Source organism: Streptomyces sp. NPDC093065, assembly GCF_044754585.1.
In the GTDB taxonomy this organism is placed as follows: domain Bacteria; phylum Actinomycetota; class Actinomycetes; order Streptomycetales; family Streptomycetaceae; genus Streptomyces.
Genome location: NZ_JBIVPJ010000031.1, coordinates 1 through 26,637, shown reverse-complemented (window position 1 = coordinate 26,637; position 26,637 = coordinate 1). Strand labels below are relative to the sequence as shown.

24 protein-coding genes are annotated in these 26,637 nt (G+C 68.2%); 5 read left to right on the top strand and 19 right to left on the bottom strand.

What is annotated here, in order from left to right; translation table 11 throughout:
• The first annotated feature begins 30 nt into the window (after positions 1-30).
• The gene (locus tag ACIQFU_RS35090; protein ID WP_402557097.1) at positions 31-1,614 is read left to right on the top strand and encodes an AMP-binding protein; all 1,584 of its coding nucleotides are present in this window, start codon (positions 31-33) and stop codon (positions 1,612-1,614) included.
• Here the strand turns inward: ACIQFU_RS35090 and ACIQFU_RS35085 are convergent.
• Positions 1,609-2,601, bottom strand: coding sequence for a hypothetical protein (locus ACIQFU_RS35085; protein WP_402557095.1), 993 nt, complete (start codon positions 2,599-2,601; stop codon positions 1,609-1,611). The genes ACIQFU_RS35090 and ACIQFU_RS35085 overlap by 6 nt on opposite strands.
• On the bottom strand, positions 2,598-3,239 hold the full coding sequence (locus tag ACIQFU_RS35080) for a hemerythrin domain-containing protein (protein WP_402557093.1): 642 nt from the start codon (positions 3,237-3,239) through the stop codon (positions 2,598-2,600). Before ACIQFU_RS35080 ends, ACIQFU_RS35085 begins: the two co-directional genes overlap by 4 nt.
• 73 nt (positions 3,240-3,312) lie before the next feature.
• On the opposite strand from ACIQFU_RS35080, the gene ACIQFU_RS35075 reads away from it, so the two are divergent.
• Positions 3,313-3,942 (top strand): TetR/AcrR family transcriptional regulator, encoded by a 630-nt coding sequence (locus ACIQFU_RS35075; RefSeq protein ID WP_402557092.1) that lies wholly within the window; start codon positions 3,313-3,315, stop codon positions 3,940-3,942.
• A 300-nt stretch (positions 3,943-4,242) separates the two neighbouring features.
• Here the strand turns inward: ACIQFU_RS35075 and ACIQFU_RS35070 are convergent, their stop codons facing one another.
• Positions 4,243-5,244 (bottom strand): helix-turn-helix domain-containing protein, encoded by a 1,002-nt coding sequence (locus ACIQFU_RS35070; RefSeq protein WP_402557091.1) that lies wholly within the window; start codon positions 5,242-5,244, stop codon positions 4,243-4,245.
• A 473-nt stretch (positions 5,245-5,717) separates the two neighbouring features.
• Here ACIQFU_RS35070 and ACIQFU_RS35065 point away from each other — a divergent pair, with 473 nt between their 5' ends.
• Positions 5,718-6,266: an ATP-binding protein gene (locus ACIQFU_RS35065; protein ID WP_402557089.1), complete on the top strand. Its 549-nt coding sequence runs from the start codon at positions 5,718-5,720 to the stop codon at positions 6,264-6,266.
• Between the two features lie 112 nt (positions 6,267-6,378).
• Here ACIQFU_RS35065 and ACIQFU_RS35060 read toward each other — a convergent pair whose 3' ends face one another.
• The 9 genes from ACIQFU_RS35060 to ACIQFU_RS35020 all read right to left on the bottom strand — a co-directional run bounded on the left by ACIQFU_RS35060 (position 6,379) and on the right by ACIQFU_RS35020 (position 16,771).
• On the bottom strand, positions 6,379-7,410 hold the full coding sequence (locus ACIQFU_RS35060; RefSeq protein WP_402557174.1) for a zinc-binding dehydrogenase: 1,032 nt from the start codon (positions 7,408-7,410) through the stop codon (positions 6,379-6,381).
• Positions 7,411-7,593: 183 nt separating this feature from the next.
• Positions 7,594-8,373 (bottom strand): TetR/AcrR family transcriptional regulator, encoded by a 780-nt coding sequence (locus ACIQFU_RS35055; protein ID WP_402557087.1) that lies wholly within the window; start codon positions 8,371-8,373, stop codon positions 7,594-7,596.
• Between the two features lie 87 nt (positions 8,374-8,460).
• Complete coding sequence (locus ACIQFU_RS35050) at positions 8,461-9,621, bottom strand: XdhC family protein (RefSeq protein ID WP_402557086.1); 1,161 nt, start codon at positions 9,619-9,621, stop codon at positions 8,461-8,463.
• 87 nt (positions 9,622-9,708) lie between these two features.
• Positions 9,709-10,968, bottom strand: coding sequence for an MFS transporter (locus ACIQFU_RS35045; RefSeq protein WP_402557084.1), 1,260 nt, complete (start codon positions 10,966-10,968; stop codon positions 9,709-9,711).
• A gap of 159 nt (positions 10,969-11,127) precedes the next feature.
• A complete protein-coding gene (locus ACIQFU_RS35040) occupies positions 11,128-11,631 on the bottom strand; it encodes a (2Fe-2S)-binding protein (protein ID WP_402557082.1) in 504 nt (167 codons plus the stop codon).
• A complete protein-coding gene (locus ACIQFU_RS35035) occupies positions 11,628-12,494 on the bottom strand; it encodes an FAD binding domain-containing protein (protein WP_402557081.1) in 867 nt (288 codons plus the stop codon). Before ACIQFU_RS35035 ends, ACIQFU_RS35040 begins: the two co-directional genes overlap by 4 nt.
• Positions 12,491-14,902 (bottom strand): xanthine dehydrogenase family protein molybdopterin-binding subunit, encoded by a 2,412-nt coding sequence (locus ACIQFU_RS35030; RefSeq protein ID WP_402557080.1) that lies wholly within the window; start codon positions 14,900-14,902, stop codon positions 12,491-12,493. Before ACIQFU_RS35030 ends, ACIQFU_RS35035 begins: the two co-directional genes overlap by 4 nt.
• A gap of 5 nt (positions 14,903-14,907) precedes the next feature.
• Entirely contained in the window at positions 14,908-15,921 is a 1,014-nt protein-coding gene (locus tag ACIQFU_RS35025) for an MBL fold metallo-hydrolase (RefSeq protein ID WP_402557078.1), read from the bottom strand.
• Between the two features lie 46 nt (positions 15,922-15,967).
• Positions 15,968-16,771, bottom strand: a complete 804-nt coding sequence (locus ACIQFU_RS35020) for an enoyl-CoA hydratase/isomerase family protein (protein ID WP_402557076.1) — start codon at positions 16,769-16,771, stop codon at positions 15,968-15,970.
• Between the two features lie 143 nt (positions 16,772-16,914).
• Here ACIQFU_RS35020 and ACIQFU_RS35015 point away from each other — a divergent pair, with 143 nt between their 5' ends.
• Complete coding sequence (locus ACIQFU_RS35015; protein WP_398329872.1) at positions 16,915-17,949, top strand: LacI family DNA-binding transcriptional regulator; 1,035 nt, start codon at positions 16,915-16,917, stop codon at positions 17,947-17,949.
• A 12-nt stretch (positions 17,950-17,961) separates the two neighbouring features.
• On the opposite strand, the gene ACIQFU_RS35010 is transcribed toward ACIQFU_RS35015, so the two are convergent.
• From ACIQFU_RS35010 to ACIQFU_RS35000, 3 genes are read right to left on the bottom strand one after another with little or no spacing between them, the layout of a single operon-like run.
• Complete coding sequence (locus ACIQFU_RS35010; RefSeq protein WP_402557075.1) at positions 17,962-18,636, bottom strand: 3-oxoacid CoA-transferase subunit B; 675 nt, start codon at positions 18,634-18,636, stop codon at positions 17,962-17,964.
• Positions 18,633-19,304 (bottom strand): 3-oxoacid CoA-transferase subunit A, encoded by a 672-nt coding sequence (locus tag ACIQFU_RS35005; RefSeq protein ID WP_402557074.1) that lies wholly within the window; start codon positions 19,302-19,304, stop codon positions 18,633-18,635. The genes ACIQFU_RS35010 and ACIQFU_RS35005 overlap by 4 nt, the downstream gene beginning before the upstream one ends.
• The gene (locus ACIQFU_RS35000) at positions 19,301-20,506 is read right to left on the bottom strand and encodes a thiolase family protein (protein WP_402557073.1); all 1,206 of its coding nucleotides are present in this window, start codon (positions 20,504-20,506) and stop codon (positions 19,301-19,303) included. Before ACIQFU_RS35000 ends, ACIQFU_RS35005 begins: the two co-directional genes overlap by 4 nt.
• Positions 20,507-20,589: 83 nt before the next feature.
• On the opposite strand from ACIQFU_RS35000, the gene ACIQFU_RS34995 reads away from it, so the two are divergent.
• Positions 20,590-21,474: a LysR substrate-binding domain-containing protein gene (locus ACIQFU_RS34995; protein ID WP_402557071.1), complete on the top strand. Its 885-nt coding sequence runs from the start codon at positions 20,590-20,592 to the stop codon at positions 21,472-21,474.
• 275 nt (positions 21,475-21,749) lie between these two features.
• Here the strand turns inward: ACIQFU_RS34995 and ACIQFU_RS34990 are convergent, their stop codons facing one another.
• The 4 genes from ACIQFU_RS34990 to ACIQFU_RS34975 all read right to left on the bottom strand — a co-directional run bounded on the left by ACIQFU_RS34990 (position 21,750) and on the right by ACIQFU_RS34975 (position 26,162).
• Positions 21,750-22,784: an alpha/beta hydrolase gene (locus ACIQFU_RS34990; RefSeq protein WP_402557069.1), complete on the bottom strand. Its 1,035-nt coding sequence runs from the start codon at positions 22,782-22,784 to the stop codon at positions 21,750-21,752.
• Between the two features lie 514 nt (positions 22,785-23,298).
• Positions 23,299-24,786 carry an MFS transporter gene (locus ACIQFU_RS34985; protein ID WP_402557067.1) on the bottom strand — a complete coding sequence of 496 codons (1,488 nt, stop codon included), beginning with the start codon at positions 24,784-24,786 and terminating at the stop codon, positions 23,299-23,301.
• A 234-nt stretch (positions 24,787-25,020) separates the two neighbouring features.
• Complete coding sequence (locus ACIQFU_RS34980; protein WP_381609207.1) at positions 25,021-25,326, bottom strand: EthD family reductase; 306 nt, start codon at positions 25,324-25,326, stop codon at positions 25,021-25,023.
• A gap of 62 nt (positions 25,327-25,388) precedes the next feature.
• Positions 25,389-26,162, bottom strand: coding sequence for an alpha/beta fold hydrolase (locus tag ACIQFU_RS34975; RefSeq protein WP_402557065.1), 774 nt, complete (start codon positions 26,160-26,162; stop codon positions 25,389-25,391).
• Between the last annotated feature and the right edge of the window lie 475 nt (positions 26,163-26,637).

The following is a 26,637-nucleotide window of genomic DNA, read 5'->3' as shown; positions in this document are numbered from 1 at the left end:
GCCCTTTGGGATGCAGTGGGGTCAGAATCAGTGCGTGAGCAGACAGTGGGATCACTCCTCAGCGAGGCGGTAGAGCGGGCGGCATCCGCGACAGCGCTCGTCGAAGGCGTTCCCGACCCGTCGGCCCGGCGACGCTGGACCTACGCAGAACTCTTCGAGGAGTCTGAGCAGGCCGCTCGGGCCCTGCTGGGGAGGTTCCGGCCGGGCGAACGTGTCGCGGTGTGGGCCAACAACATCCCAGAATGGATCATGCTGGAGGTTGCCGCCGCACTCGCGGGACTGACCCTGGTCACGGTGAACCCCACGCTGCGTAGGAACGAGTTGCTGCATGTCCTCGGACAGTCGGAGGCGGCCGGGGTCTTCCTGGTGCGCGAATATCGCGGCAACTCGATGGAGAAGACGCTCTCCGGCCTGAGTGCCGATCTTCCGCTGCTGAGGGAAGCGGTACTGCTCGAGGAATGGGCGTCATTCCGTGCCTCTGGATCGCCGACCGAGAGACTGCCCACGGTCGGTCCCGGCGATCCGGCGCAGATCCAGTACACGTCGGGTACGACGGGAACGCCGAAGGGCGCGCTGCTTCACCATCGCGGTATTACCAACAATGCGCAGCTGTCGTACGTCCGCATCTTCGACATGCGTCCCGGTGAGTCCTTCGTCAGTCCGATGCCCCTGTTCCACACGGCCGGTTGCGTCCTGACCCTGCTGGCCACGTTCGCGTCGCGCGGCACCTATGTCATGCCGCCCTGGTTCGACCCGGCGTTGATGCTGGAGTTGATCGAATCCGAACGAAGCGCGGTCTTCGGTGGGGTGCCCACCATGCTCCATGCCATGCTCGATCACCCTCGGTTCGACCGCACCGACCTGTCCTCCGTGCGCTACGCGCTGTCCGGCGGCGCGACCATCCCGCCCTCTCTGGTCCGCCGTACCGAAGCAGCACTCGGTGTGCCGATGGCCAACATCTACGCACAGACCGAGGCGTCACCCGGAATCACCATGACCGCATTGGAGGACGCGCCGGAAGACCGGGCGAGCACGATCGGGCGGCCACTGCCCGGCTGCGCGGTGAAGATTGTCGATCCGCGCACCGGCGACCTGTGCGAGCGCGGTGAAACCGGCGAACTGTGCACCCGCGGCTATCACGTCATGACCGGATACTTCGGCCTGCCCGAGCAGACCGCCGAAGCGATCGATAAGGATGGGTGGCTGCATACCGGAGACCTCGCGAGTATGGACGATCGCGGATACCTCCGTATCGACGGCCGAGTCAAGGAAATGATCATCCGTGGTGGCGAGAACATCTATCCGCGCGAGATCGAGCAGGTTTTGGTCGACCATCCGGCGGTAGCCGAAGTCGCCGTGGTGGGAATCCCGGATTCCGTGTGGGGCGAACAGGTCGGTGCGTTCATCCGCCTGGCCGACGGAAAGGTCGCCGGTGAGCGGCAGTTGTTCGCCCATGTGCGTCAGCGTCTCGCACCGCATAAGGCGCCTCGAATATGGCGGTTCGTCACCGAATTCCCCTTGACTGGATCCGGGAAGATCCAGAAGCATCGATTGCGCGAGGAGTTCATGGCGGAGCGCACGACCGCCCGTCCCAGAGGCCGCCCGGCGTCATGATCTTGACGTCGGTGACGGTGTCGCCTCCCCGACGAGTTCGCGCAGGCGCGCGAGGGTGCCGTTACGACGGGCCTGCCGCAGGCCGTACTTGGCCAGGAGTCCATTGGTCGTCGCGATCAGCGTCTTGTTGGCCGGTGCCGCCAGGCCGTGGGACGTGTGCGGTGCGTAGCGGGCCCCCTTCTCCGTGACGGACAGCCAGCCGGTGAGGGTGCGCATGCTCAGACCGACACACTGCTGGTTGAATGCGTGGGCCAGGAATCCGGCCCGTCGGCCGCCCGGGGGCAGAGCCCCGGGCGCCGCTTGGAGCCGCAGCCCTGCCGAGTCGTGTCCGGTGACGGCCACTGGGACGACGACGGGGTAGCCGTCGGAGCCCTGGTATGCGAGGACTCGGTGCGGAAGGGGCTCCATCCGGCGCGCCAGGGCGTCGACCGGGACGCGTGGCGTCGTGCCGTTCTTCGGTGGCTCCTGTTCGAGCGGTGGGGACGGCCAGGTCGGGCCCGTCGTCGAGAGAGGTCCCCGGGCCATCAGGTCGGGCCAGACCGCGATGCGGTCGACATGCACATCTACGAAGACGCGTTCCTGGTGGTATTCGCGCAGGAGCCAGTCCCACAGGCGCCCTTTCGGGGCGGCACCGAGGAAGGGTTCGGCAGCCGCCATGAGTTCGGCCAGCCGCTCCGGTGCCGGGCTCAGGTCCACCGAGGCGGTGCCCTGGGCCAGCACGTAGGCGTTGGTTTCGGCGAAGCCGTGCTCCCGGGTGTGGTAGGCCAGTGAGACCCGTGGGTCGCGCAGGATGCGGTCGAGCTTCTTCGGGAAGCCGAGCGAGGTGGTGAAGCCGACCCGACCCGCCTCGCGGTCCGCGAGCCCGACCGGGGAGACACTGGTGACGACGGCGCCGCCCGCGGGAGTTCCGTAGGCGACCGCGACGGTGAGGTCGCCTCTGATCACGCTCTCCGCCACGTCCGGCCATTCGACCGGGACGGTGGTCATGCGGTGTTCCCACGCAGCACGCGGAGGTCGGAGGCCGCCTGCCGGCGCAGCTCGGGCAGGAGAGATCGAACCGGTTCGGGCATGCCCTTCAGCATCAACTCGACCTCGGCGGGGGCACCGGCCTCGTCCAGGAAGCCGATCATCAGGTGCCCCGCGGCGGGCGGGGTGCTGGCGATGACCTTGTGCGCGAAGTCGTCCCACTCAGAGGGGGCGATGTGTTCGCGCAGGACGGGGAGGAGTACCGGTTCCTCATGGAGCAGGTGCGCCTGTACGGCCTCTTGTACCGCGACGGCCGCTTCGCGCAGCGCGACACGGGCAGGGCGGCCGTCCTCGATGGCGACGGCCGCCAGGCGATCGAGTGCGGCGTCCAGACGTGTGTGCTCCTGGCTCAGTGCCGCGAGTTCCTGGGCTGCGGCCGGCGCCGCTGCGGCGATCAGCGGCCAGAGCAGCTCGTCCTCGGTCTCGTGGTGGTGACGCAGATTGGCGACGACGAAGTCACGCAGCCGGGCGAGCGCCGCGCGGGGCACTGCGGGGCGGCCGGCCGCCTCGACCAGTAAAGCGGTGGCCAGGCGATGCGTCTCATGGGCAAGTCGGGTTTCTACAACGGCCGTGGGGTCCTGGCGCATCTCTCGTTCCATGAAGTAAGACATTTTCATTAGAGGTACCTATTGTCAATATTGATGCCTCGTCCGGCGGGCGTATGATGACCTGGTGACTAGCAGGAAGTACCATTCGCCCCGCCGTTCCGATCTGGCTGCTCAGACTCGGGACGTCATCTTGAACAGCGCGTGTGCGCTCTTCTTGGAGCGTGGCTACGCCGGAGTCACCATCGGTGAAATCGCCCAGGCGGCGAACGTGGCCGTCCCCACCGTGTACAGCAGCGCGGGGAGCAAGTCGGCCATCCTGCTCGCCCTGTTGGAGCCGGCTCTTACGGAACCGGCCATTGCCGAACACCTCGCAGCGGTCACGACCAGCGAAGATCCGTGCGAGGTGATCGAGCTGACGGCCAGGGGGACCCGGCTTGCCCACGAACGCCACTGGGACCTGGTGTACGGCCTCTTCTACCGCGACCCCCCTGGAGAGCTGGCGGTCAAGACCGTCCTCGACCGGGGAGCTGACGATTTCGTACAGGCGCTGACCCACGTGGCCGCACGGCTCGGCGCGCTGGACTCTCTACCGGACGAGGTGGACGAGGCGGAGGCCCTGGATGTCCTCTGGTTCCACTTCGGCCCGCATGCCTGGACCACGCTCGTGGGACAGCGCTCGTGGTCGTTCGACCGGGCCCAGGCATGGACCACCCGGGCCGCCACCCGCGCGTTGTCGCTGAGGTGTCGCGACTGAGGGTTTTCGGCACGAGTCCGTGCTGCGGCCAGGGGCTCGGTCGGCTGGGTCCAGCGTGACGCTGCCGGAGTGCGACACGTGGGTCGGGTGTCCGCCGCATACCGTCAGAACTCCCTGATCACCGGTGCGGGCACGGGACCCGTCGCTGCCACCTGAGTCAGCGGGATGGTGACCGCACTCGCGGCCGGGACGACGTGCGCCGCTGTGCCCGTGCCGCCGACCCAGTCGTCGGCCTTCGAGGCCAGCCCGCCGTGTGCTACGTCAGCGGGGGGGGGGACTCTCCACCCTCGTTGCCACAGACTACGAGAAGGAGTCGGACGCTCTGCAGTCCCCAGAAGCGGTGGTTGCGGCGTAGTCGGTCGGAGCCTGGTCGTAGCGGCTTCGGAAGGCGCGGGCGAAGTGACCGCTGTCGGCGAACTGCCAGTGAGCGGCGATCTCCGTGATGGACATGCGCCGGTACGGTGTGACGAGCGCGCGGCGCGCCTCATCGAGGCGGCGGTCCCGGATGTATGCGCTCAATGACTGCCCTTCGTTGGCGAAGGCCCGTTGCAGGGTACGCACGGAGACGTTCAGTTTCCGCGCGACAGTCGTGGGAGAGAGCGCGGGATCGGTGAGTCGGCGGTCGGCCAAGTCCCTCGCGGCTTGGACCAGCGCCGGCGACAGCCGGGGTTCCACGTCGTCGAGGCCGCCTTGGACCGCTGCCCGAGCCAGTTCGGCCAGAGTGTCGCGAGCGGCGTTGACACCGACCGGGCCGAGGCCGTCCAGCACCCGGCCCACCATGGTGGCGTGTGCGGTCAGCAGCCGCACCTCGGCGGTGTCGATCGGACCGGAGGCCGTCTGCCCCCGTCCGATCCGGATCTCGGCAGCGGGCAGCACGAGTACCTGGACGCTGGTGTGTGGTGTCGCGGCGAAATGCGACAACTCCCCAGTCTGGACCAGGAGACGGCCGGCCGGAGTCGTGTGCTCGGTTCTCCCGTCCGTTTCTCCGAACCGCCAGGTGCCCCGGTGGACGATCCACAGGCGTACGTGGTCGTCGGCCCCGACGCGTGGGCCGGCCGTTTGGAGAGAGGCCGTGTTCTCGAAGCGGTTGAACATCACGTCCCGCAGTCGAAACCCCTGGGATCGTGCCCCGAACCCGTCGACGGACGGCCGGCTGAAGGGCGCCAGCGCAAACGGCTCGCCCATCCGGTCCTGCCACTCGCGTGCGAAATCGCTGAAGGCGTTCGCGCCGCTCAGGTCCACCGAGAGAGTGTCGTTCATCGTTGTCGCGAGTCTTCCGTTCAGGTTGTCGCGTTGCTCCAAGCCTCCGCGACTGAGCTCGCGTCCGGCACGGCTCCCGGCCCCTCTTGCGGACACGCCTCACCGGCCTGTGCGTCGAGCACCTGAGGGGCGGCTCACGGGCCGGCTGGGGGAGTCCGTCCGCGTGCCGCGTAGAGGGAGGGAGCCCGATCACGGAAACGATGATCGCTTCCCGCCCCCCACGCCCTGCCAGGGGCCGTCGTGACTCCGAGCAGGAGAAAGGCGCCGGTGGTCACGACGGTACGCCACAAGGCACGCAGTCTCATGACGCGTCCTCCCTCTCCAGGAGTGTGATGTCCTCGTTACAGACATCCGTAATGAACGTTCTATCTACTACCTTCGCAGACGTTGCCCGCAGGGTCAATGAAGTTGTGGAGGCGTCCGGCCGGGGTGCGGCCGTGACGGTCGTCGCCGCGGTGCGTCCAAGTGCTCGGAGTTTCATATCAAACGTTTGACCCTCCACTTGTCCGCTTCTAATGTCATTCCTGTCGAAATCATCCGATCCGAGATCATACGAAAGGCGAACGGAGGTAGCCGCCATGTCTACCTTGGCGAGGTTTGGCACCATGCCTGTGGCGGCGCCCGGTTCGGGCCGAGGATGTCTCCACTCCGCGTTCCCGGCGCGAAGCGTGCGACGTATCACTTTGCGTGCACCGGCCCAGCCCGAGTCGGTCGGGCAGCTCAGGAAGCGCGTGTCGGTGATCCTTTCCGGTTGGTTGCTCGGCACCGACGAGACGCAGGCGGCCGAGCTGGTCGTCAGTGAGCTCCTCACCAACGCGGTCGAGCACGGGCACGACGCGATGACCCTTGGTGTCACGCTGAGTGGATCAGCTCTCGAGATCACGGTTGAGGATCACGGCCCAGCCACGGAGTCCGGCAGCTCCAGTGATCCCGACGAACATGGTCGCGGTCTGGCCATCGTTGCTGCCATCGCGCAGGACCTGTCCATCGACAAGACGCCCGGCGGATGGCGGGCCGTGGCCGGCATGGCCATTCAGCCGGCGATGTCCGACCGTGCAGCGTGAGATGAGATGCCCGACTGCCCCGACTGCGAGGACCTGGCTGCGGCCTCAGCACACTCAGCGAGTGTTGTCGGCCTACCCCGGTGCGGCACGGTCCCGGCCCCGGGCCCGGCTCTCAGGGATGCAGGACGATCTTTCCCACATGATTCCTGCGGGCGAGTTCCGCCTGGGCCCGGGCCGCCTCGCCGAGTGGAAACGTCGCGGCGACGACGGGCTGGATCTCGGCACGCCGGGCCATGTCCATGAGGAGGTCGAAGTGCGTGGGCGTGTGCATCGTGGAGCCGATCACCTGTGCGTTGTGCAGGTAGAGGCGGCGTACGTCGAAGGCAACCTGGTGTCCGCCAAGTGCCCCGGCGATCACCCAGCGGCCCCCTTCGCGCAGGAGGGGAAGGCCCTCACGCACCAGGTCCCCGGCCACGACGTCGAGGGCGACATCGACCCCCTCGGGCGCGGCGGTCCGCACTTGCCCGACGATGTCCTGTGCGCGGTCGACGACTTCGTGTGCACCTGCGTCGCGCACCGGCTCGACCTTCGAGCCGCTGCTGATGGCGAGCACCCTCGCACCGCGAGCTCGGGCGAGCTGGACCAGGGCGAGGCCGACACCTCCGGAGGCTCCTGAGATCAGGGCCGTCTCTCCGGCCCGCAGCCGACCCCGCTCGATCATGCCCAGTGCCGTGCCGTAGGCGGTCGGCAACGACGCGAGTTGGTCGTCGGTGAGCGGGGAATCCGTCATGTCGTGCACACGCGCTTCGGGGGCCGTCACATACTCGGCGTACCCGCCGTCACGCTCGCTCCCCATCAGGCCCACCGGATTTGCGTCGGGCCGGTCGGAGTCGTAGATCGCCGGGTCCACGACCACTCTGCGTCCGACGAGGTTCCGGCCGCTGTCCGTGCCGGCGGCGACGACCCGGCCTGCTACGTCGGCGCCCTGGATGCGGGGGAAGCCGATGGGGCCGCGCCATCCCGACAGGGCGTTCATGTCCTCCGGCCGACCGTAGGCGCCTTGTCGGGTCCACAGGTCCGTGTTGTTGAGTGCCACCGCGCTGACCTGGACCAGTACTTCACCTGGCCGTGGTGCCGGAACGGCCACGTTTGCCGGCTGGAGGACATCGAGTCCTCCGTGCCCGACGATTCTCATTGAGCGCATGTTCTGGGGCACGGCCACCGCGAGTACCTCTTTGTGGAGTATACCGATCTGTTTACTCCAGTCAACGTACACCGTCTGGACAGGGAGTGCTCGGCGTGGACAGTTGGGGATGCCCGATTCCTCCGCGCAGTGAAACGAAGGCGCGGTGAATCGATGTACAGCTCGCGGGGCTGCCTGTCCTGGTCAGCTGTCCTGTGCGTGCCGACCGGAGGACCCTGCCGAGGATTGCGGGTGTGCCACGCTGCGTGAGCGCGCGCCAACGGACCGCTCTGACACCGGTCGGCGCCGACCGGCCAGGTCCATCGGTGCGGTGGGGGGAAGTGGGCTGAGGGTGTGGCCCTGGAAGGATTGCAGGAGGTAGGTGACGAGGCGCCGGGCGGCGGGCAGCGCGGTTTCGGGAGGCTGGTGGGACAGTCCGCTGACGGCCAGGAAGAGGAGACCGATGTCGGCGGGGTCGAAATCGTCGCGGAGTTGTCCGGCCTCGCGGGCGCGCTGGATCAGGCTGGACAGGCCTTCCGCGGCGCGGGTTGGCTCCCCGTTGTAGTCCAACGCCTCGGGGAAGCCAATCATGAAACCCATGTCGAAGCCGTGTTCGGTGACCAACGTCAGGGACACCGTCTCCAGAAAGCCGAAGAGTCCGTGCGCGGGGTCGGGGTCGGCCAATGCCGCGTCAAGAGCCGTCGCACACGTGGTGAGATGGTCGTCGAAGGCGGCGGCGACAAGATCGGAGCGAGTCGGGAACCGGCGGTAGAGGGTGGCCACACCGACACCGGCCCGACGGGCGACCTCGCTCAATGGCGCGTCGACGCCCTGGCTGGCGAAGACCTCGCGCGCGGCTTCCAGGACGCGCGCGCGGTTGCGGCGGGCGTCGGCACGCAGATCGGTCGCAGGTGCGCCGCCAGCCGCTCCAAGGGGCGCTTCAGGGGCAGGATCTATAGGCTTTTGAGAAGTCTGAGCAGGCACTTCTTCTCACTCCGGGCTAGCGGACGATGGATTCCGCGCACGAGTAGTCTGAGCAAGCGAGGCCATTCGCCCCCAATCTGGGGAGGTTCAGAGCGCCGGGTGCCTCGAGGTTGTGTGCTCCCCGTCTGTCTCTGTGCCGTGGTGTATGGGGATGTGTCCTCCGGTGAGTGAAGCTCCGCTGCCCCCGTGCCGCTGGGCCACGATCTCGGCGGCGATGGACACCGCGGTCTCCTCCGGAGTGCGGGCGCCGAGGTCGAGACCGATCGGGGAGCGCAGTCGGGTCAGCTCCCCATCCGTGAGGCCCGCTTCACGCAGGCGCTCGTTGCGGTTGATGTGAGTCCGGCGGGAGCCCAGGGCGCCCACGTAGGCGATCGGCAGACGCAGCGCGCGGTGGAGCACGGGCACATCGAACTTGGTGTCATGGGTGAGCACGCACAGTACGGTGCGGGCGTCCACGTGGGTGCGTTCGAGATAGCGGTGCGGCCATTCGACGACGATCTCGTCCGCGTCGGGGAACCGGGCCGCGGTCGTGAACACGGGCCGTGCGTCGCAGACGGTGACGTGATAGCCGAGGAACTTGCCCATCCTGACCAGCGCCGACGCGAAGTCGATCGCACCGAAGATGATCATTCGCGGCGCGGGCAGCGAGGACTCGATCAGGAGCGTGAGCGGGGCGCCGCAGCGAGAGCCCTGCTCTCCCACTTCCAGAGTGCCGGTGCGGCCGGCGTCGAGATGAGCGAGTGCCTCAACGGCCACGGCGCGGTCAAGTTCGGGGTGGCCACCGAAACTGCCCTGCCGACGACCGCCTGGACGTACCAGCAGGGCGCGGCCCATCAAGTCGGGCGGGCCGGAGACGATACGCGCGAGCGCCGCCGCCTTCCCGGTGGCGGCGGCCGTGAGCGCCGCTGCCAGCACGTCACGTACCGTCCGGTCCCCGGACCGGACCGGTGTGACGAGAATGTCGATGACGCCGCCGCAGGTCAGACCCACGGTGAAGGCTTCGGCGTCGCTGTACCCGAACCGCTCCAGTCGGCTGCGTCCGTCCTCGATCGCCTCGCGGCACAGTTCGTAGACGGTGCTCTCCACACAGCCGCCCGAGACCGACCCGATGGCGCGGCCGTCACCGTCGACGGCGAGGGCCGCGCCCGGCTGCCGGGGCGCACTGCCGCTGACGGCCACCACTGTGGCCACGGCGAAGTCGAGCCCACGCTCCACCCACCGGACCAACTCGTCGGCGATGTCCAGCACTGACAGACTTCCCTTTCGCATGCGGCCGCTGCCCAGGTGTTCATGTGCGGCAGCTCCCCTCGGTGCCGCACATGAAGGACTGCTTCGTCAATGGGCGGCGAAGTCGGCCTCGATGTCGGACATGGCCCGCCCGCGCCCCTCCTTGAACGCCCATCCCACGGCGGCGAGGACGGCGAAGAGGGCGGCACCCGAGAAGACGAGGACCGAGTATCCGTACACCGGATAGACGGCCGCGGCGATGAGTGGCGGGAAGAAGGAAAGCCCTCGTCCGAGCTGAAGTGAGCTGCCGACGCCCAACGAACGGACCCGAGTTGGGAACTGCTCGGAGAAGACCAGGCCGAAGGCCGCGGCGACGCCGGTGCCGAAGTACATGATGAAGACCGGTGCCAGGCTCAGGAAGCCCTGCGCGTCGGCCTCCAGGACGATGCCGAGCAGGACGCTCCCGAGGGCGGCGATGGATGCCATGATGCACCAGGTGAGCCGACGTCCGATGCGGTCGGCCAGAACTCCGCAGGTCACTGATCCCAAGAAGATCGACAGACCCACGGTCATCGTCCACCAGGCAGCTTTCCCGAAGCTGAACCCCTGTACCTCGATGAGGTATTTGGGCAGGAGAGCGGCGACTCCGTAGAAGGCGAAGAACTCGATCGCACAGGCCGTGAGGCACAGGAAGAACGGCTTGAGGAAGAGCTTTGAGCGCACCAGCTTCCAGTCGGTCGAGACGCGTTCACCACGAGACTGAGCTTCCCACTCGTCGGACTCGGGTACAGCGAACCTCGCGAGGATCGCCAGGAGGATCGGCAGACACGACACGGCGAAGACCCAGCGCCAGCCGATGGCGGGAAGCAGATATCCGCCGACCAGGGCGGCCAGGGCCAGTCCGAGTCCCACCCCGCTGTAGAGTGCGGCGCCCCACCAGCCACGGCTGCTTGCCGGCATGGCTTCCGAAACCAGGGACTGCCCGACTCCGAATTCGCCGCCCAGTCCGATCGCGGCGAGTATGCCGAACGCGACAAGCATGTTGTAGTCGGTCACGAAGGCTCGGGCCAGAGTGAACACGCCGAATATCACGATGGTGATCATCAGGACGCGACGGCGCCCGATCCGGTCTCCGAGGTATCCGAACACAACGCCTCCGACCGCAATGCCCAGGAGCTGGAGCGAGAGCAGGAGTGCGGTCTGCTGCGAGGAGAGGTCGAACTCCGCCGCGATCGGCACGATCAGGAACGTCATCAGTGCGATCTCGTAGTAGTCGAACAGCCACCCCGCGAATGCGGTGAGCCACGCAAGGAACTGCGGGCGGGTGACTTTCTCTCTCTCGTATACGGTAGCTTCTAGGGCTTGCATGGTCCTGGTCCCATCTTTCGGGAATTTACCGGAAACCGAAATGGCTCGATTCTCGGCAGGTGAATGATGTCGTGCTTTCTTCTCCTGTGGGGTGCATGGTTGTCCAGCACGCGCCGATCGGTTCTTGTGCGGAAATGAAAGGTTCGAGGGGAGGTGGTTTCAGGAGTCTTCCGGCCCGCCGGCCGCGAGCGTCGCCGCGGCGTGCCGGACGGCCTTGACGATGTTTTCGTAGCCGGTGCACCGGCACAGGTTTCCGCTCAGCGCGTCCCGGATCTCCGCCTCGTCCGGGTGCGGGGTGCGCGCGAGCAGGCTGATCGTCGAGAAGACCATGCCGGGGAGGCAGAAACCACACTGGAAGGCGTAGTGCTCCATGAAGGCGGTCTGCACCGGGTGGGGTCGGGACAGGCTGCCGAGGCCTTCGAGGGTGACGACCTCGGACCCGTGCGCCCGGCCGGCGAGCATGAGGCAGGTCTTGACGCAGGCATCGTCGACCATGGCCGTGCAGCTTCCGCAGTCGCCGTTGCGGCAGCCCACCCTCACACCGGCGACGCCACAGCCCTCGCGCAGGGAGTCGACCAGCGTCTCGGCGTCGTGGACTTCGGCGCGAGTGGACTCGCCGTTGAGGGTGAAGGTGACCTTCTGGGTGGCTTCCTGACTGCTCATGGTCGCTCCATTCCTGAGGGGAGCCGCGCGTGGGCCTGTCGTGATGCGCGCGATGCCACGGTGGCGGCGACTCGGCGCCGGTAGGCACGGTCCGCTCGGATGTCCTCCCAGAAGTCGTCCCCAGGGAGGGCGGACATGTGGTCTTCCAGGGTGTCCCGCAGCCGCCGCGGACTGTTCGCCACACCGTCGGGCAGGCGGATCTTCCAGGGCACACCTCGGACGCCGCCGAGGGTGAGTTCGACCGTTCCGTCCGCCAGGACGCAACAGGCGCAGGTCACCACGGGCCAGGAGGACTCCGCGAACTTGAGCTTGTAGTAGCCGTGCGCCATGGCCTCGGGACGGGACCGGAAGGTGAGTTCGGTGACCAGTTCGTCAGGACACAGGTCTGATCGTTCGGGACCGGTGAGGAACCGCTCGGCCGGCATCGTGCGGGTGCCGCGCACCGAGGCGAGCGTGACCTGGGCGGCGTGAGCCACGAGGACGGTCGGCGCGTCCGAGTAGGGCCGGGCACAGACCAGCGAACCGACGATCGTGCCCTGGGTGCGGATCTGGATTCCGCCCGTGATTCCCTTGGCCATCATGTGGAGAAGGGGCACACGCCGCTCGGCACTTGGTGTGTCGAGCAGTGACTGGTAGCTGGCGGCGGGACCGAGACGAACGGTGTCCTCGTCGTACCGCACGAGAGGGATGTCCAGGTCGCCCAGGTCGACGATGTCGCTGGGATCGACTTCCCGCCGGGTGAGTTGCGGAACAGCGATCGTGCCGCCACCGACGACGAGCGCGCGCCCGCCTTTCGCCGTCACTTCCGCGAGCGCGGTCGTGGCCTCGGCGACGCTCCGTGGTCTGATGATCCGTCGGTTCACGGTTCGACATCCCTCTGCGCGTGGGCGAGCAGGTCGAGAACCCTGGGCGGGGTCAGGGGCAGTGCCGTCGGGGGCGGGCAGCCGGGGCCGAGCGCGTTCGTCACGGCGTTGAGGACTGCGGCCATCGTGCCGCCCACTCCTGCCTCACCGGCTCCTTTGGCGCCGAGCAGGGTGTTGGGTGACGGCGTCTCGATGTGCTCGACGACCATGCCCGGCAGGTCGTTGGCACGGGGCAGCATGTAGTGCTTGAAAGTAGAGGTGAGGAGGCTGCCGTCATCGTCCGACAGGCTCTCCTCGAAGAGGGCCAGGCCGGCTCCGGTGGCCATGGCGCCGTGCATCTGGCCCTCCACGAGCGTCGGGTTGATGACGCGTCCGCAGTCGTGCACCGCGACCAGGCCGGTGATCGTGGTCTTCCCCGTGGCCAGATCGACGAGCACCCGTGCCACGTACACGCCGCTGGAGACGTACGGGTACGTGTAGCGGTACTCCTCGCTGTCGTTGAGACCCCGCTGCGTCCGCGGGGTGTACGAGCGGGTGGCGACCAGTTCTGCCGCACCGGTGGTGGAGTGCAGGTCGGAGCAGAGGTCGGCGAGAGTCATGACGGGACGCCGGTCGGCCTCGACCCGCCCGTCGACGAAGGTGATCCTGTCCGGACGAGTACCGGTCAGCTCGGCCGCCCGCACGCGCAGCCGGCTCGCGACGTCCCGCGCCGCCAGGACGACGGCGGCGCCGCCCACGGCCGTCGCCCGGCTGCTGGCATGGCCGGTCCCGGGCGGGACGCGGTCGGTGTCGCCCTGGACAACCGTGACCATCGCGCGGGAGGTGCCCAACTCCGCGGCGGCGAGCAGGGCGAGCGAGGTGTCGTTGCCTCCGCCCGGATTGGTGACACTGCTGCGCACCTCGACGCGCCCTGCGGCGTTCACCGACACCGTGGCGGTTTCGGGGGCCGGGGCCGTGGGACGTGCTGCCGTGCGCAGTGGACCCGCGGGATGGCCTCCGCCCTCCGGAGTGATCTCGAAGGCGATGCCCACGCCTTCGACCACGTCGTCCGCCGGGGTCGTGACGCGGGTCCCCTTGGCCGGCCGGTAGTTCGCCAGGGAGAGCGCGCGGTCGAGGAGCGCACCGAAGTCACCGCTGTCGATGAGGTACCCCGACGGCAGGCGGTGCGGCAGCCGGCTGCTCGGCAGCAGGTTGCGCCGCCGTACCTCGGCGGGGTCGAGGCCGAGGTGGGCGGCGACCATGTCCACGAGCCTCTCGATGACCACGATGGCGGTGTCCTTGCCGTAGCCGCGGCAGGAGTGCCAGGGAGGCTGGTTCGTCAGAAAGACGCGTGAACGGATTTCCACGGCCGGGATGTCGTAGGCGCTGGGGAAGGTGGCCGCCGTCACGTAGGCCATGCGCCAGCCGGGCGAAGTGGAGGCCGCGCCGACCGGGATGGTGATGTGGTCGCGCAGGGCGAGGAGACGGCCCTGGTCGTCGAAGGCGACCGCGGCGCGGTGGATCTGCTCGCGACCGCCCCCGAGGAAGCACTCGGCCCTGCTTTCGACGAACTTGACCGGTCGGCCGGTCATCTTGCTGAGCAGACAGACGAGGGGCTCCTCGGCGAATCCGGTCATCTTCAGACCGAACGATCCACCGACCTGGGGTACGACGACGCGAATCGAGTCCTCGGGGATCCGCAGCACGGTGGAGAGTTCCCAGCGCAGTTGGAAGGGCTGCTGATGAGAGGCGTGAACGGTCAGGCGCCCGTCGGCGTCCCACGAAGCGAGGTAGCCGCGCGGTTCCATCGGTGCCGTACTGCTGCGTGCGATCCGCAGGGTGCTCCGAAGGGAGTGGGGTGCCGACGCGAACGCGCTGCCGGTGTCGCCCCGGGTGAAGTCGTTGGCCGCCAGCACCAGGTCGGCGAACTGCTCCTCGGCGCGAACGGGATCCTCCCCCAGGTCGTCGAGGTCCAGGATCGGCGGGAGTTCCTCGTAGCGCACGCGCACCACGGCGGCGGCGGCCCGGGCGAGCGGCGCGGACTCGGCGACGACCACGGCAACGGGCTCACCGGACCAGCGCAGTTCATGGGCCGCGAGTGCCGGCACACTGAACGTGCGAGCGTCGATGTCCTCGGGGTTTTGGACATAGGGCATCGGGGCCAGATGCCGGGCGGCCTCGTGGCCGTCGACGGCAGCCACCACGCCGTCCATGGCCAGAGCCTGGCTGACGTCGATGCCGAGCAGTCTGCCTCGGGCCACAGGGCTTCGTACGACCGCCATGTGCAAGGTGCCGACGGGCTCGATGTCATCCAGGTACGTGGCGCCACCGCTGATGAAGGCGAAGGCGTCGTACTTCGGCCATCGCGCGCGTTCGCTCTCCGCAAGGGTGAGTGCGTTCCCCGAGGGATCGCCGGGCGTGGTACTCACGGCTCTCACGCCTTCGGGCCACGGCCGGGGGCGTCGGCCCGCTCCGGGGAGCACGGGTCGATGTAGGCCTCGCGATTCTTGATGATGCGGTGGCCGTAGGAGGCGGGGTCGAGGCGCAGCATGTCGTCGAATGCCGCGGCTTCGTCGACAACGGCCTTGGAGCCGTACCTGAGTTCCTCGTAGGCCCGGTGCAGATTCAGCACGAAGCGTTCCGGGTGCTGCCACTCGGCGTATTCGCCGAGGTCCTGCTGCCGGGCGGCCTCCAGCACGGACAGGTTGGCGTCCAGGGCCTTCGCCGCGGTGTCGGCGACGAAGGAGAAGTACCCGAGCCACTGGTCGAGCACATCCGGACCGCAGACCGTGCCGTGGCCCGGAACGATGACGCGCGGTTCGAGGGCCTTCATGGTGTTGAGTGCCCGCACGGATCCGGCGGTGGAGCCGCCGTGGGTGATGGGTGTCGCGTCGTGGAAGAGCACGTCTCCGGCGAACAGAACGCGTGCGTCGGGCAGCCAGACCACGATGTCGTTGTCGGTGTGTGCCGGGCCGACGAAGATGAGTTCGGCCCGGTGATCGCCGACGTACAGCTCCAGCTTCTCGTCGAAGAGGAGCTGAGGGGGGCGGACCTTCAGAGATCCCCACGGGACGATCGGGTCCTGCTCCGTGGGTTTGAGCCCCTGCTTCACCACGGCGTCCCGGCAGCGGCGGTGGGCCACGATGCAGGCATCGTCGAAAACCGAATTGCCGAAAGTGTGATCACTGTGATGGTGCGTATTGATCAGAATCTGAGGACTTTCGACGCCGGACCTGCGTGTCATCGATTCACGGAACAGACGGGTGCGATCTTCGGTGAGGGCGGTGTCGATCACCGCGAGCTCGTGGCCCGAATGGATGAATCCGGAGTTGTTGAGCCCCCAGCTGCCGTCGTGGTGGAGATACGCGTAAATTCCGTCTCCCACCTCGGCCAGGCTGGGCTCTTCGACATATCCGCGATAGAACTTGTTCCAATTGGAGGCCATCATCCGCTCCTGATCTCAAGTCCGCACTGTCGTTGATGTGGTGGGGCGGTCAGCTTTCGCGCATACGGGCCAGGCCTTCGAGCGCCAGACCGTAACCGAGCAGGCCGTGCATCTGACCTCGCAGGGTCTCGGTCACGACCGTGCGTGTGTAACGCCGGACGAGCCGAGGCTGCTTCAGCAGCTCCGCGGCCAGGTCCCGTGCTCGGTCGAGGAGCTGGTCCTCGGGAAGGACCTCGTTGACCAGGCCGAGGTCCTTGGCCTCGGTCGCCTCGATCTTCTGCCCCGTGTACAGGAAGTACCGGCCGCGCGTGGGCCCCATGAGCAGGGGCATGATGATGTGCATGCCGTCTCCGGGGACCATCCCGCCGGCGAAGTGGGCCGTGTCCTGAAAATACGTCGAGTCGGTCGCGAGAACGATGTCCGACAGCAGTGGGATCTCGGCGTGGCGCACCGCGGGACCGTTGATCGCGGCGATCACCGGTGCCTCGATCGCGAGGAGGTTGGGGAGCAGGTGCTTGCCCTCCCACAGGATCGGGTCGTAGTGCGAAGGGGTCATGCTGTTGCGGTTCGGGTGGCTGCCGGGCTCGATCGCGGGGCCGCTGAAGGCGTCACCCGTGCCCGTCAGAATAATGACGTCATTGTCACGGTCTCGTCCTACCTGTGCGAAGGCGTCCTCGAATTCGTAGTGAGCCTGCAGGCTCCACTGAAGAGGGCCTTCGTTCGTGTGGAACCGCATCGTCAGAACACCGTCGTCGGTGCGCTCCATGTCGATGGTTTCGTACCGGTCCTTGTACTCCTTGAACCGTGACGGCGGGCGCTGGAAATGAGTGATGCTCGCGTTGGTCCCAGTCACTGCGATCTCTCCTGTTCGCTGCCTCACGGCAGGGGTTCGAGCCATTCGGTACCGCAGACGCTAGAAGCGTGTTACATGGCGGTCAATCGTTTGATATAAAAAGTTCATCAGGCCGGACGCCATAGAGCCGCACGGAGGCCACGATGACTACGGACCGTAAGCCGACCGGACCGCGAAGGCCCACGCTGGCGGATGTCGCCGCGGCAGCGGGTGTCCACACCAGCCTGGTCTCCAGGGTTCTGCGTGATGATCCGCGGGGCTTCGCCTCGGCCGAAACGCGCAGTCGCATCCTGGCGGCGGCGGAGTCGCTGGGGTACCGCGCCAACGTCGCGGCCCGGGGGCTGCGCAATGCGCGCACGACCACACTGGGACTGTTGCTGCCCGGCTTCACAAGCCCCATGTACACCGCCCTCGCGAAGAGCGTGGAAGAGCACGCCGCCGCGCGGGGCTACGGTCTGGTCCTGGGGACGCACGCGGCCGGTGACCCGCACGAAACCATCACGAACATGCTGATGCAGGGCCGGGTGGACGCGATGCTCGTAGCCTCCGGGCGCATCGAGGACAAGGCCCTGCGCCGCCTCGCCGAGTGGGCGCCGCACCGGGTGGTGCTCCTGAACCGGCAGGTGCGGTCGGTGAAGGCCAGTGTCGTCCTGCGCGACGGCGACGCGGCGGCCCTGGCGGTGCGGCATCTGGCCGACCTCGGCCACCGGCGGGTGGGCGGCGTCTTCGGTCCGCCCTCCCTCGACACCATGGTCCGGCGCCGGCACGGGTACAGGGAGGCGATTCGCTCGACAGGAGTCGATGCGCTCACCGTCTCACTCGAAGGGCGCGACTACTCCGCCGGCTTCAGCGGTACGCAGCGGCTGCTGACCGGTGACGGCGGCCGGCCCACCGCGATCTTCTCGGCGACCTTCCCCATGGGAGTGGGTGCACTGGCGGCCGCCCAGACCATGGGATTCGCGGTTCCCGAGGAGCTCTCGATCATCTCCCTGCACGACGACGATCTGGCCGGCTTCTTGACACCGTCGCTCACGACCGTGGCCCTGCCGGTCAAGGAACTCGGGATAGAGGCGGTCGAGCTCGCGCTCGACATGGCCGCGGGAGGGGAGCCACGCAGGATCGTGGTTCCCCAGAGTCCCCACCTGATCGAACGCGCGTCGACCGCGGCGCCAGGGTGAGCGCCGTATGCCTCACTCCTTGGTGGCATCCAGCAGCGGTATGTCCAGCCGTGCGGCCAGCTCGTCGAAGGTGGTGCCGAAGGTGTGCGTCACGCTGACTGCTCGGGGCGAGATGTCGAACACCGCCAGGTCGGTGTAGACACGGTCGACGCATCGAAGCCCGGTAAGGGGATAGCCGCATTCGCGCACCAGCTTGGGCGTGCCGTCCCTGGTGAAGAGTGTCATCACCACGAACACCTGCTTGGCGCCGATCGCGAGATCCATGGCCCCGCCGACCGCGGGTATGGCATCGGGCGCCCCGGTGTGCCAGTTCGCCAGGTCACCCGCGGTGGAGACCTGGTAGGCGCCCAGGACACAGAGGTCCAGGTGCCCGCCGCGCATCATGGCGAAGGAGTCCGCGTGGTGGAAGTAGGCCGCTCCGGGCAGCTCGGTGACGGGTACCTTGCCGGCGTTGGTCAGGTCCGGGTCGACTTCGTCTTCCCGGGCGGCGCGGCCCATGTTGAGCATGCCGTTCTCCGTGTGCAGCACGACACCGGAGTCCGGCGGCAAGTGGTCGGCGACGAGGGTCGGCAGGCCTATACCGAGATTCACGAACGCCCCGTCGGGGATCTGGCCGGCCACCAGGGCCGCGACCTGGTGCTTGTCCAGTGGGGCCTTCTCGCGCGGTGTGCGCATGGCAGCGTTCATGCCCAATCCACCTCCTGTACCACGTGGTCGACATAGATGCCGGGGGTAACCACGGTTTCCGGATCGATCTCACCGGTCTCGACGATCTCGCGTACCTGTGCGATCACCGTGGTCGCCGCGGTCGCCATGACCGGTCCGAAGTTCCGTGCGGTCTTGCGGTAGACGAGATTGCCCATGCGGTCGGCCCGGTGAGCACCGATGAGCGCCACATCACCCTTGATCGGGTATTCCAGTACGTAGGCGCGTCCGTCGATCTCCCGGGTCTCCTTCCCTTCGGAGAGGAGGGTGCCCACCGCGGTGGGACAGAAGAAGGCTCCGATGCCCGCACCCGCGGCCCTGATCCGTTCGGCGAGATTGCCCTGGGGCACGACCTCCAGCTCGACCTTTCCCGCCCGGTAGAGCCCGTCGAACACCCAGGAGTCGGCCTGCCGCGGGAAGGAGCAGACCACCTTGCGGACGCGGCCCGCGGCGAGCAGGGCGGCGAGCCCGGTGTCACCGTTGCCGGCGTTGTTCGACACCACGGTCAAGTCGCCGGCGCCCTGTCTGAGGAGCGCGTCGATCAGAGCCACCGGCATGCCGGCCATACCGAATCCGCCGACCAGCACGGTGGAGCCGTCCTGGATTCCGGCGACCGCCTCGTCCGCGTCGCCGCACAACTGCGCACTCATCCCCTGCTCCCTGTCACATTCTCCAGCACGACGGCGAGGCCCTGACCGACACCGATGCACAGGGCCGCGACACCCCAGCGCTCGCCGGACTCGCGCAGCCGATGGGCGAGGGTGCCCAGGATCCGGCCCCCCGAGGCGCCCAGGGGGTGACCCAGTGCTATGGCGCCGCCCTTGGTGTTGACGATCTCCGGGTCGACTCCCCAAGCGTCCATGCAGGCCAAGGACTGCACGGCGAACGCCTCGTTGAGCTCGACCGCGGCGACATCGGTCCAGGCGATTCCCGCGTTCCTCAGTGCGCGGTCGGCCGCTTCCACCGGGGCGAACCCGAACATCTGCGGGTCGAGGGCGGTGGCGGCGCGGCCGGCGATCCGAGCGAGGGGCGGGGTGCCGATGCGGGTGGAGGCGTCGGCGGAACCGAGCAGCACGGCCGACGCACCGTCGTTGAGGGGGGAGGCGTTGCCGGCCGTGATGACACCGTCGGGCCGGAAAGCGGGCCTGAGCCCGGCAAGCGTCTCGACGGTGGCGCCGGGGCGGATCCCCTCGTCCCGGTGGACCGCGGCGTCGGCGGTTCCGGTCTGGACCGGCACGACCAGGCCGTCGTAGAAGCCCGCGCTCCATGCCCGGTCGGCCAGCGTGTGAGAACGTACCGCGAAGGCGTCCTGCCGTTCGCGGGGGATGCCGAAGCGTTCGGCGAGCCGCTCGTTCGCCTCGCCCAGGGAAACGGTCCACTCCTTCGGCATCCGCTCGTTCACCAGCCGCCACCCCAGCGTGGTCGACACCGCGGTGACGTCCCCGGCGGGGAAACCCCGCGCGGGCTTGGGCAGGACCCAGGGAGCCCGGCTCATCGACTCGGCTCCGCCGCAGAGCACGATGTCCATGTCGCCCGTCTCGATGGCGCGTGAGGCGATGATGGCCGCGTCGAGCGAGGACCCGCACAGGCGGTTCACCGTCGTGGCGGGAACCGAGGTGGGAAGGCCCGCCAGCAGGGCGGCCATTCGGCCCAGGTTGCGGTTGTCCTCGCCGGCCCCGTTGGCGTTGCCCCAGACGACGTCGTCGATCTCTGCCGGATCGAGTGCGGGCGTCTTGGCGAGGACACCGCTGATCGCCTGCGCGGCGAGGTCGTCCGGCCTCACCTCGGCAAGGGCACCCGCGTACCGTCCGAAGGGAGTTCTTGCTGCGGCATACACATAGCTTTCGGTCACCCCGTCACCGTAGAAACACGCAGTTCATCGCGTCCAACACATAATTCTTATAGATTGATAACTTTGTGCTCTAAAATAGCGGCATGGAGATCCGTCAGCTGCGGTACTTCCTCGCCGTGGCCGAGGAGTGCCACTTCGGACGCGCCGCAACCCGTCTGCACATCGCGCAGCCTGCCCTCTCCCAACAGATCAAGCAGCTGGAGGCCGAACTGGGGATCGCCCTGTTCAACCGGACCACGCGACGCGTCGAACTGACGGAAGCCGGTCACCAGCTCCTCGACCACGCCGGGACACTCGTCGGCGGAGAGGAACGCGCGCGCTCCCACCTGCGCGAGCTGGCGGCAGGGCGGGCGGGCCGGGTGTCCGTCGGATTCATCGGAACGGCGACCTACGACGTGCTGCCGCAGGTCGCGCGTACGGTGAGGGCACACCTTCCGGCGGTCGCCATGGATTTGCACGGGGAGGTTCTCGCCCCACGTCTGGTCGAGGGACTGCTTGACGACACGTACGACCTTGTGGTGGTTCGCCAGGCGGTGCCCGACAAGGGCATCCGCGTCACCTCACTGCGTTCCGAGCCCCTCGTAGCGGTGCTCCCGGCTCACCATCCGTTCGCGAGCCGCCGCGTCTTGCCGCTGGGGGACCTGGCCGGCGAACCGTTCGTGATTCATCCCTCGCAGGCACGTTCCTCGATGTACGACCGGGTGCTGGCGGCGTGCCGACGTGCCGGCTTCGAGCCCTCTTCCTTGGTGGAGGTCAGTGAGACGGCGACGTTGGTCGTGTTCGTCGCGGCAGGTCATGGTGTGGCACTGGTTCCGCAGTCGGTGCGGAGCCTCGGCCTGGAAGGGGTGACGTATGTGCCGCTGGCGGACCCCGAAACGGTCGACCTTCTCCTGCTCCGTCGGACGGACCGCAATTCCCCTGCCGCCACCCGCGTCGCCGAGGTGATCAGGCAGAGCGTGCGCGGCTGACGGCGTCGGACCCCAGCTCCGTGGGACCCGTCGCAGTTGTAACGGTGCGGCTCTTCCACTCGTGCTGAACGACCCCGTCCCGTCGGCCTGCCCGGCGCCCCCGGTCGGCGGGGCGCGCCAGTCAATGATGAGTGGTCCGACGGTCGGGCAGGGAGTGCCGCCTGTCCCGGTGGGCCTGTCGACTGGTGGGTCCGTGGCGGTGCCCGGCGCCTCATCGCTGAGGGAGCGGAGCGTGGCTGTGCCGGAAGTGCCACCTGAGGCGTGACCGTGAGGGGTCACTGGCTTCTCAGCAGGTTCGCGCGGAGGAGGTCGTTGACGAGGCGCTCGGTCTCGGGGCCGTTCTCGGGCAGTTCGGCGCCGTGAGCCTGAGGCAGGCGCCGCATCGTCACGGTGACACCCTCGTCCACGAGGCGCTGGGCGTAGGCGCTGCCTTCGTCCCGCAAGAGGTCGTAGTCGCCGAGGACGACGAGCGTGGGGGGCAGGCCGCGGAGGCTGTCCGCGTGCATGGGGGAGGCGTAGGGATTATGTGCGTCGACCGGTGAGGCGAGGTACATGTCCCACATCTCCAGGGCGTTCTGCCGGGTCATGACGTAGCCCTCGGCGAAGAGATGCATCGAGGCGGTGTTGCAACTGCTGTCGGTCACCGGGATGTTGAGCACCTGTGCCGAGAGGGCCGGACCGCCTCGGTCACGGCTCATCAGGGCCACCGCCGCGGTCAGGTTGCCGCCGGCGCTGCCGCCGCTCACCGCCAGTCGGGCCGGGTCGACACCGAGCTGGTCGGCGTTGTCTGCGACCCAGGTCAATGCTGTGTAGCAGTCCTCGACTGGGAGCGGGAACTTGTGAGTGGGCGCCATCCGGTAGTCGACGTCGATGACGACGACGCCGAGTTCGCGGGCGCGCGCGGCATGCGATGCGGCGTTGGTCCGCAGGACGTCGAGCCCGCCGCCGACCCAGAAGCCACCGCCGTGGAAGTGCAGACAGGCCGGGGCCGCGCTTGCCCGGACGGGGCGGTAGACGATGGCGTCGATCGAGCCCGCCGTGCACGCGGGGCAACCGGACCATCCGCAGGTACCGCTGACGGGAATGCGGACCTCGCTCACCTCGACGTCCGTGAGGTTCGGCGTCGCGCCACCCGCCGCGCTGATCTGCGCCTGCTGCCGGTCACGCTCCCGCGTGACCGCGCTGAACCAAGCCTCCCGCGCGGCGGGTTCGACCGGAGGGTGCTTGACGGCGGGGGCCTTGCCGTTGGCCAGATGGGGCGTGATCTGTTCGATGATGTCGCGAAGACGCGGTTCCGTCACCAGTTTCATGGGCGCGAACGCTATGGTCCGCGTCCACGGTTGTCCACATCAGATAGGTATCCGGTGTCGGGAAACAGCGCGGTCGGCACACCGCACCGCCCCAACGCGCCTCTCTGAACACTCCGCCAGGTCGTCGAAGGTCACACCGACTCGGTGGCGCGGTGCCGGCTTCGGCACCACGGCCCTCAGCCGCGAAGCAGGTTCCCTTCATGCTCAGACGACAGCCGGGCCGGCGACGGGCCGCCGTCCGGCCCTGCCTGACAAGGCTGCGGCGCCGCCGCCCGGGTCCACACGTGTCTCCACGTCGGCGCCCTTCGCCCATGTGGCGTTCCGGATCTTGTTCGTGACGCAGCTGGTCGCCAACGTTGGCAGACTCATGCTGGCGGCCGGCTCGGCCTGGGCAATCCAGGAGAACGGGGGTTCGCCCTGCAGGCATCACTGATCCAGACCGCGACCTACGCGCCTTTGGTGGCGCTGGGTCTCGTCGCCGGCACACGTGCGGGCCGGCGCCCACGCCGTCGCCCTACTGCTCTCGGACTGGGGAGAGTGTCCTTCCTTCCTTTGCGTCGGGGTCGTGTGCGCCGACGATCTTCGCGGGTGTCTCCAGGGCCGGGACGCGCTCGGCGCGGAGCGACAGCAGGGCACCGAGGAACAGCAGTACGGCGATGAGGAGGGACACCGTCGTGATGGCGTGGGTCGAGCCGAAGGCGTCGGCGGCGGCGTAGAAGATGCCGCCGATGATCGCGACCGACAGCGCGGCGCTGATCTGGAGGGTGGCGTTGACCAGACCGCTGGCGAGGCCGGCGAACGCCCGCGGAATGTGGGTGACCGTGATGCGGATCAGTGAGGGAAGGGCGAGCCCCTGGCCGAAGCCGATGAGCGCCAGGGGCGCGGCGGCCCACGGGGTCTGGTCGAACGCGGCGACGAGTCCGGCGAAGGCGAGGAACCCGATGGTTTCCAGGAGCAGACCGAGAGCGGCGATGCGGCGCGGCATGATCCGCATGAGGTGCGGCACGGTAAGCGGGCCGATCAGGAAGCCGATGCCCAGTGGCAGGATGTCCAGGCTGGACTGGAGCGGGGTGCGGCCGACGGTCTGCTCGTGCTCGGAGAAGATGAGGAAGAACGCGGCGATGGAGTAGAACAGGGCGACGGACACCAGCGCGACGCGTACGCCGGGCGCGGTGACGGCCCGGGGCGGCACCAGGGGCATGACGTCTCGTCCGCGGGAGGGGTTGCCGTCGAGGGCGGACTCGTAGCGCCAGAACCTGTGCAGCACGCCGGCCGCGACGACGAACAGGACGAAGCACCACCAGGGCCAGCCCAGGGCCTGCCCTTCCAGCAGCGGGACGACGATCCCGGCCAGACCGGTGAAGAGCAGGATGGCGCCGACCGCGTCGAGTTTCTCCGCACCCCGGGTGTGCGGGTCGTGCAGGAACAGGCTGCCCAGCAGACCCAGGGCCGCGACGGGAAGGTTGATGAAGAAGATCGACCGCCAGCCCAGGCCCCAGATGTCAGCGGTGACGAGGAGCCCGCCCAGGGACTGGCCGATGACCGCGGCGAGTCCGACGGTCGCGCCGTGGAAGCCGAGGGCGATCGTCTGGTCCCGGCCTTCGAGGCTCGCGCGGATGAGGGCCAGTGACTGCGGTGCCATCAGCGCGGCGGTGAGGCCTTGCAGGATGCGTCCGACGATCAGCAGCCAGGGCTCGCCGGCCGCACCGCACAGCAGCGAGGCAAGGGCGAACCCGACGAGTCCGATGAGAAAGACTCGCCGCCGTCCGTACAGATCGCCCAGACGGCCGCCGAGAGTGAGCATCACGGCATAGGTGGCAGCGTAACTGGCCACGATCTGCTGGCCCAGGATGTCGCCGCCGCCGAGGTCGTCCTGAATCGACGGGATGGCGAGATTGACGATGAAGAAGTCCAGTGGCGGCAGCAGTGTGCCGGCCAGCAGTGTGACGACGCCCAGCCATGTCCGGGCCGATGTACTTGTCGCTGAAGAAGTCGAAGTCATTTCTTGGTCCTGCTCTCGGCAACGACCGTGCCGGCCCGCTGCTTCCTGGGAGCCGGAAGGGCATCGGTGGAACGCTGCGTGGTTTCGGCGGACACGTCGTCGTGTGCCTGAGTGGAGGTGTCGATGAAGAGCCCTGGACGAGACCGGCTGCCGCCGATCGCAGGCCGGCGGATGGGAAAGGGAGAATCTGCCCCATCCCGCCGGCCAGTCGAGCGCACAAACGTGGTGCTTGGCTCAGTAGGTGAAGGAGACACCGCGGAGACGGCCGGGGGTGAGGTCGGTGTAGCGAGCGATGTCGTTCATCACTTCCTCGCTCTCCGGAGAACCGAAGGCCGCGATCGCGGCCTGCTCGTCGCGGAATTCGTTCACCGCCACGACGATGATGTCGCTCTCACCCTTCGGGTAGACGGCGGTGCTGGAGACCAGACCGTACTTTTCCCAGGCCCTGCGGACCAGCGGGAGGTGCTCGGATTCGAAGTAGTCGCGGTCGAACCGGAAGTCCTCGCCGTTCGACTTGTAGGTCACGTAGACGGTTTCCATGGGGTTTCCTTTCGTTGATTGCGTGTATGAGGCGGGTGCATCCACACGCGGTCGCGAAGTGACTAGGCGGGCAGGCGGCCCACGAAGTCGAGCAGCAGGGCGCAGAAGGCTTCGGGCTGTTCCATCGGGGCGAGGTGCCCGCCGTCCGGGAGGACGACGATCTCGCCGGCCCCGAGCTCGTCGCTCAGGCCCGCTCCGCCTTCGAAGAAGTCCGGCATGTCGAGTTCACCGACGCCGACCAGCGTCGGGAAGGGCAGGGCGCGCAGGGCGCCCGTGTCCTTGCTCAGCGGGTCCGTCGCCGCTTTCGGCTCGCCGTAGGTGACGCGCGCGACCAGTTGGTTGCGCATCATGGCGGCGGCCTGCTCGCGCACGGCGTCCGATGCCTTCGGCGACGTCCACGCGTCGAGACCGGCCTGTACGGCGGCATCGAGGTCGTCGGCCTCCAACGCGGCCCGCTCCCTGTCCCACGCGGTCCGAAGGCGGGGGGAGGGCGGCAGGTCGTGCGGTCGGAAGCCGATGGACACGAGGCCCTGGACACGCCGGGGCTCTGTGACGGCGATCTGGAGCGCCACCAGGGCGCCGAGTGAGTTCCCCGCAAGGGCGAAACGGTCGACACCGAGGTGGTCGAGCGTGTCCAGCACATCGGTCCAGGGAGTCACCCCGTCGAGCCGGGCCGTGGCGGCGTCGCCGTGGCCCGGCAGATCCAGGGCGATGGCCCGGACACCGGCCTCGGCGAGCAGGCGAAGGTGAGTGCGCCACATCGTGCGGTCGGCGGGCCGGGCGTGCAGGAGGACGATGGGCCGGCCCTGACCGGCCTCGTCGAACGGGAGTATCACGGTTGCTTGGTTCTCTCGGAAACAGTGGGTGGTACCGGCAAACCGGTCATGGCGATGGCCTCAAATGGGTCCAGGCTCTGTCCCACTGCTGTGTGTGGGACGGTCCCTGAGACGAGGGACGTGGGCGGCAGCAGCGCGGCGATCGGCCTCTCAGGCGCGAGCACCTCGTGCCCGCCTCCTGCACACCACACTGGACAAGAAGGGGAGTTGAGGCCTGGGCGTGCTGCACCCACCTGTCGTTCTTCAACGGGTGGGCCCGTTCCTCCGGCGGGCAGGGCACGCCGGAGCCGGAATACTCGTCCCGCCGCCCGACGATTTCGCGGGCGCTCACGCCGGCGGCGGGAGATGCTTCACGCTCGGGTGTCACCCTTCTCCAGAGCGTCTTCCTCCTGGTCGGTGTCTTCCGCGTTGGCGGTGGCTGTCTGGTCGGCGAGGCGGCGCAGGAGGATCAGGCCGTCGTGGCTGGCGCTGCCGG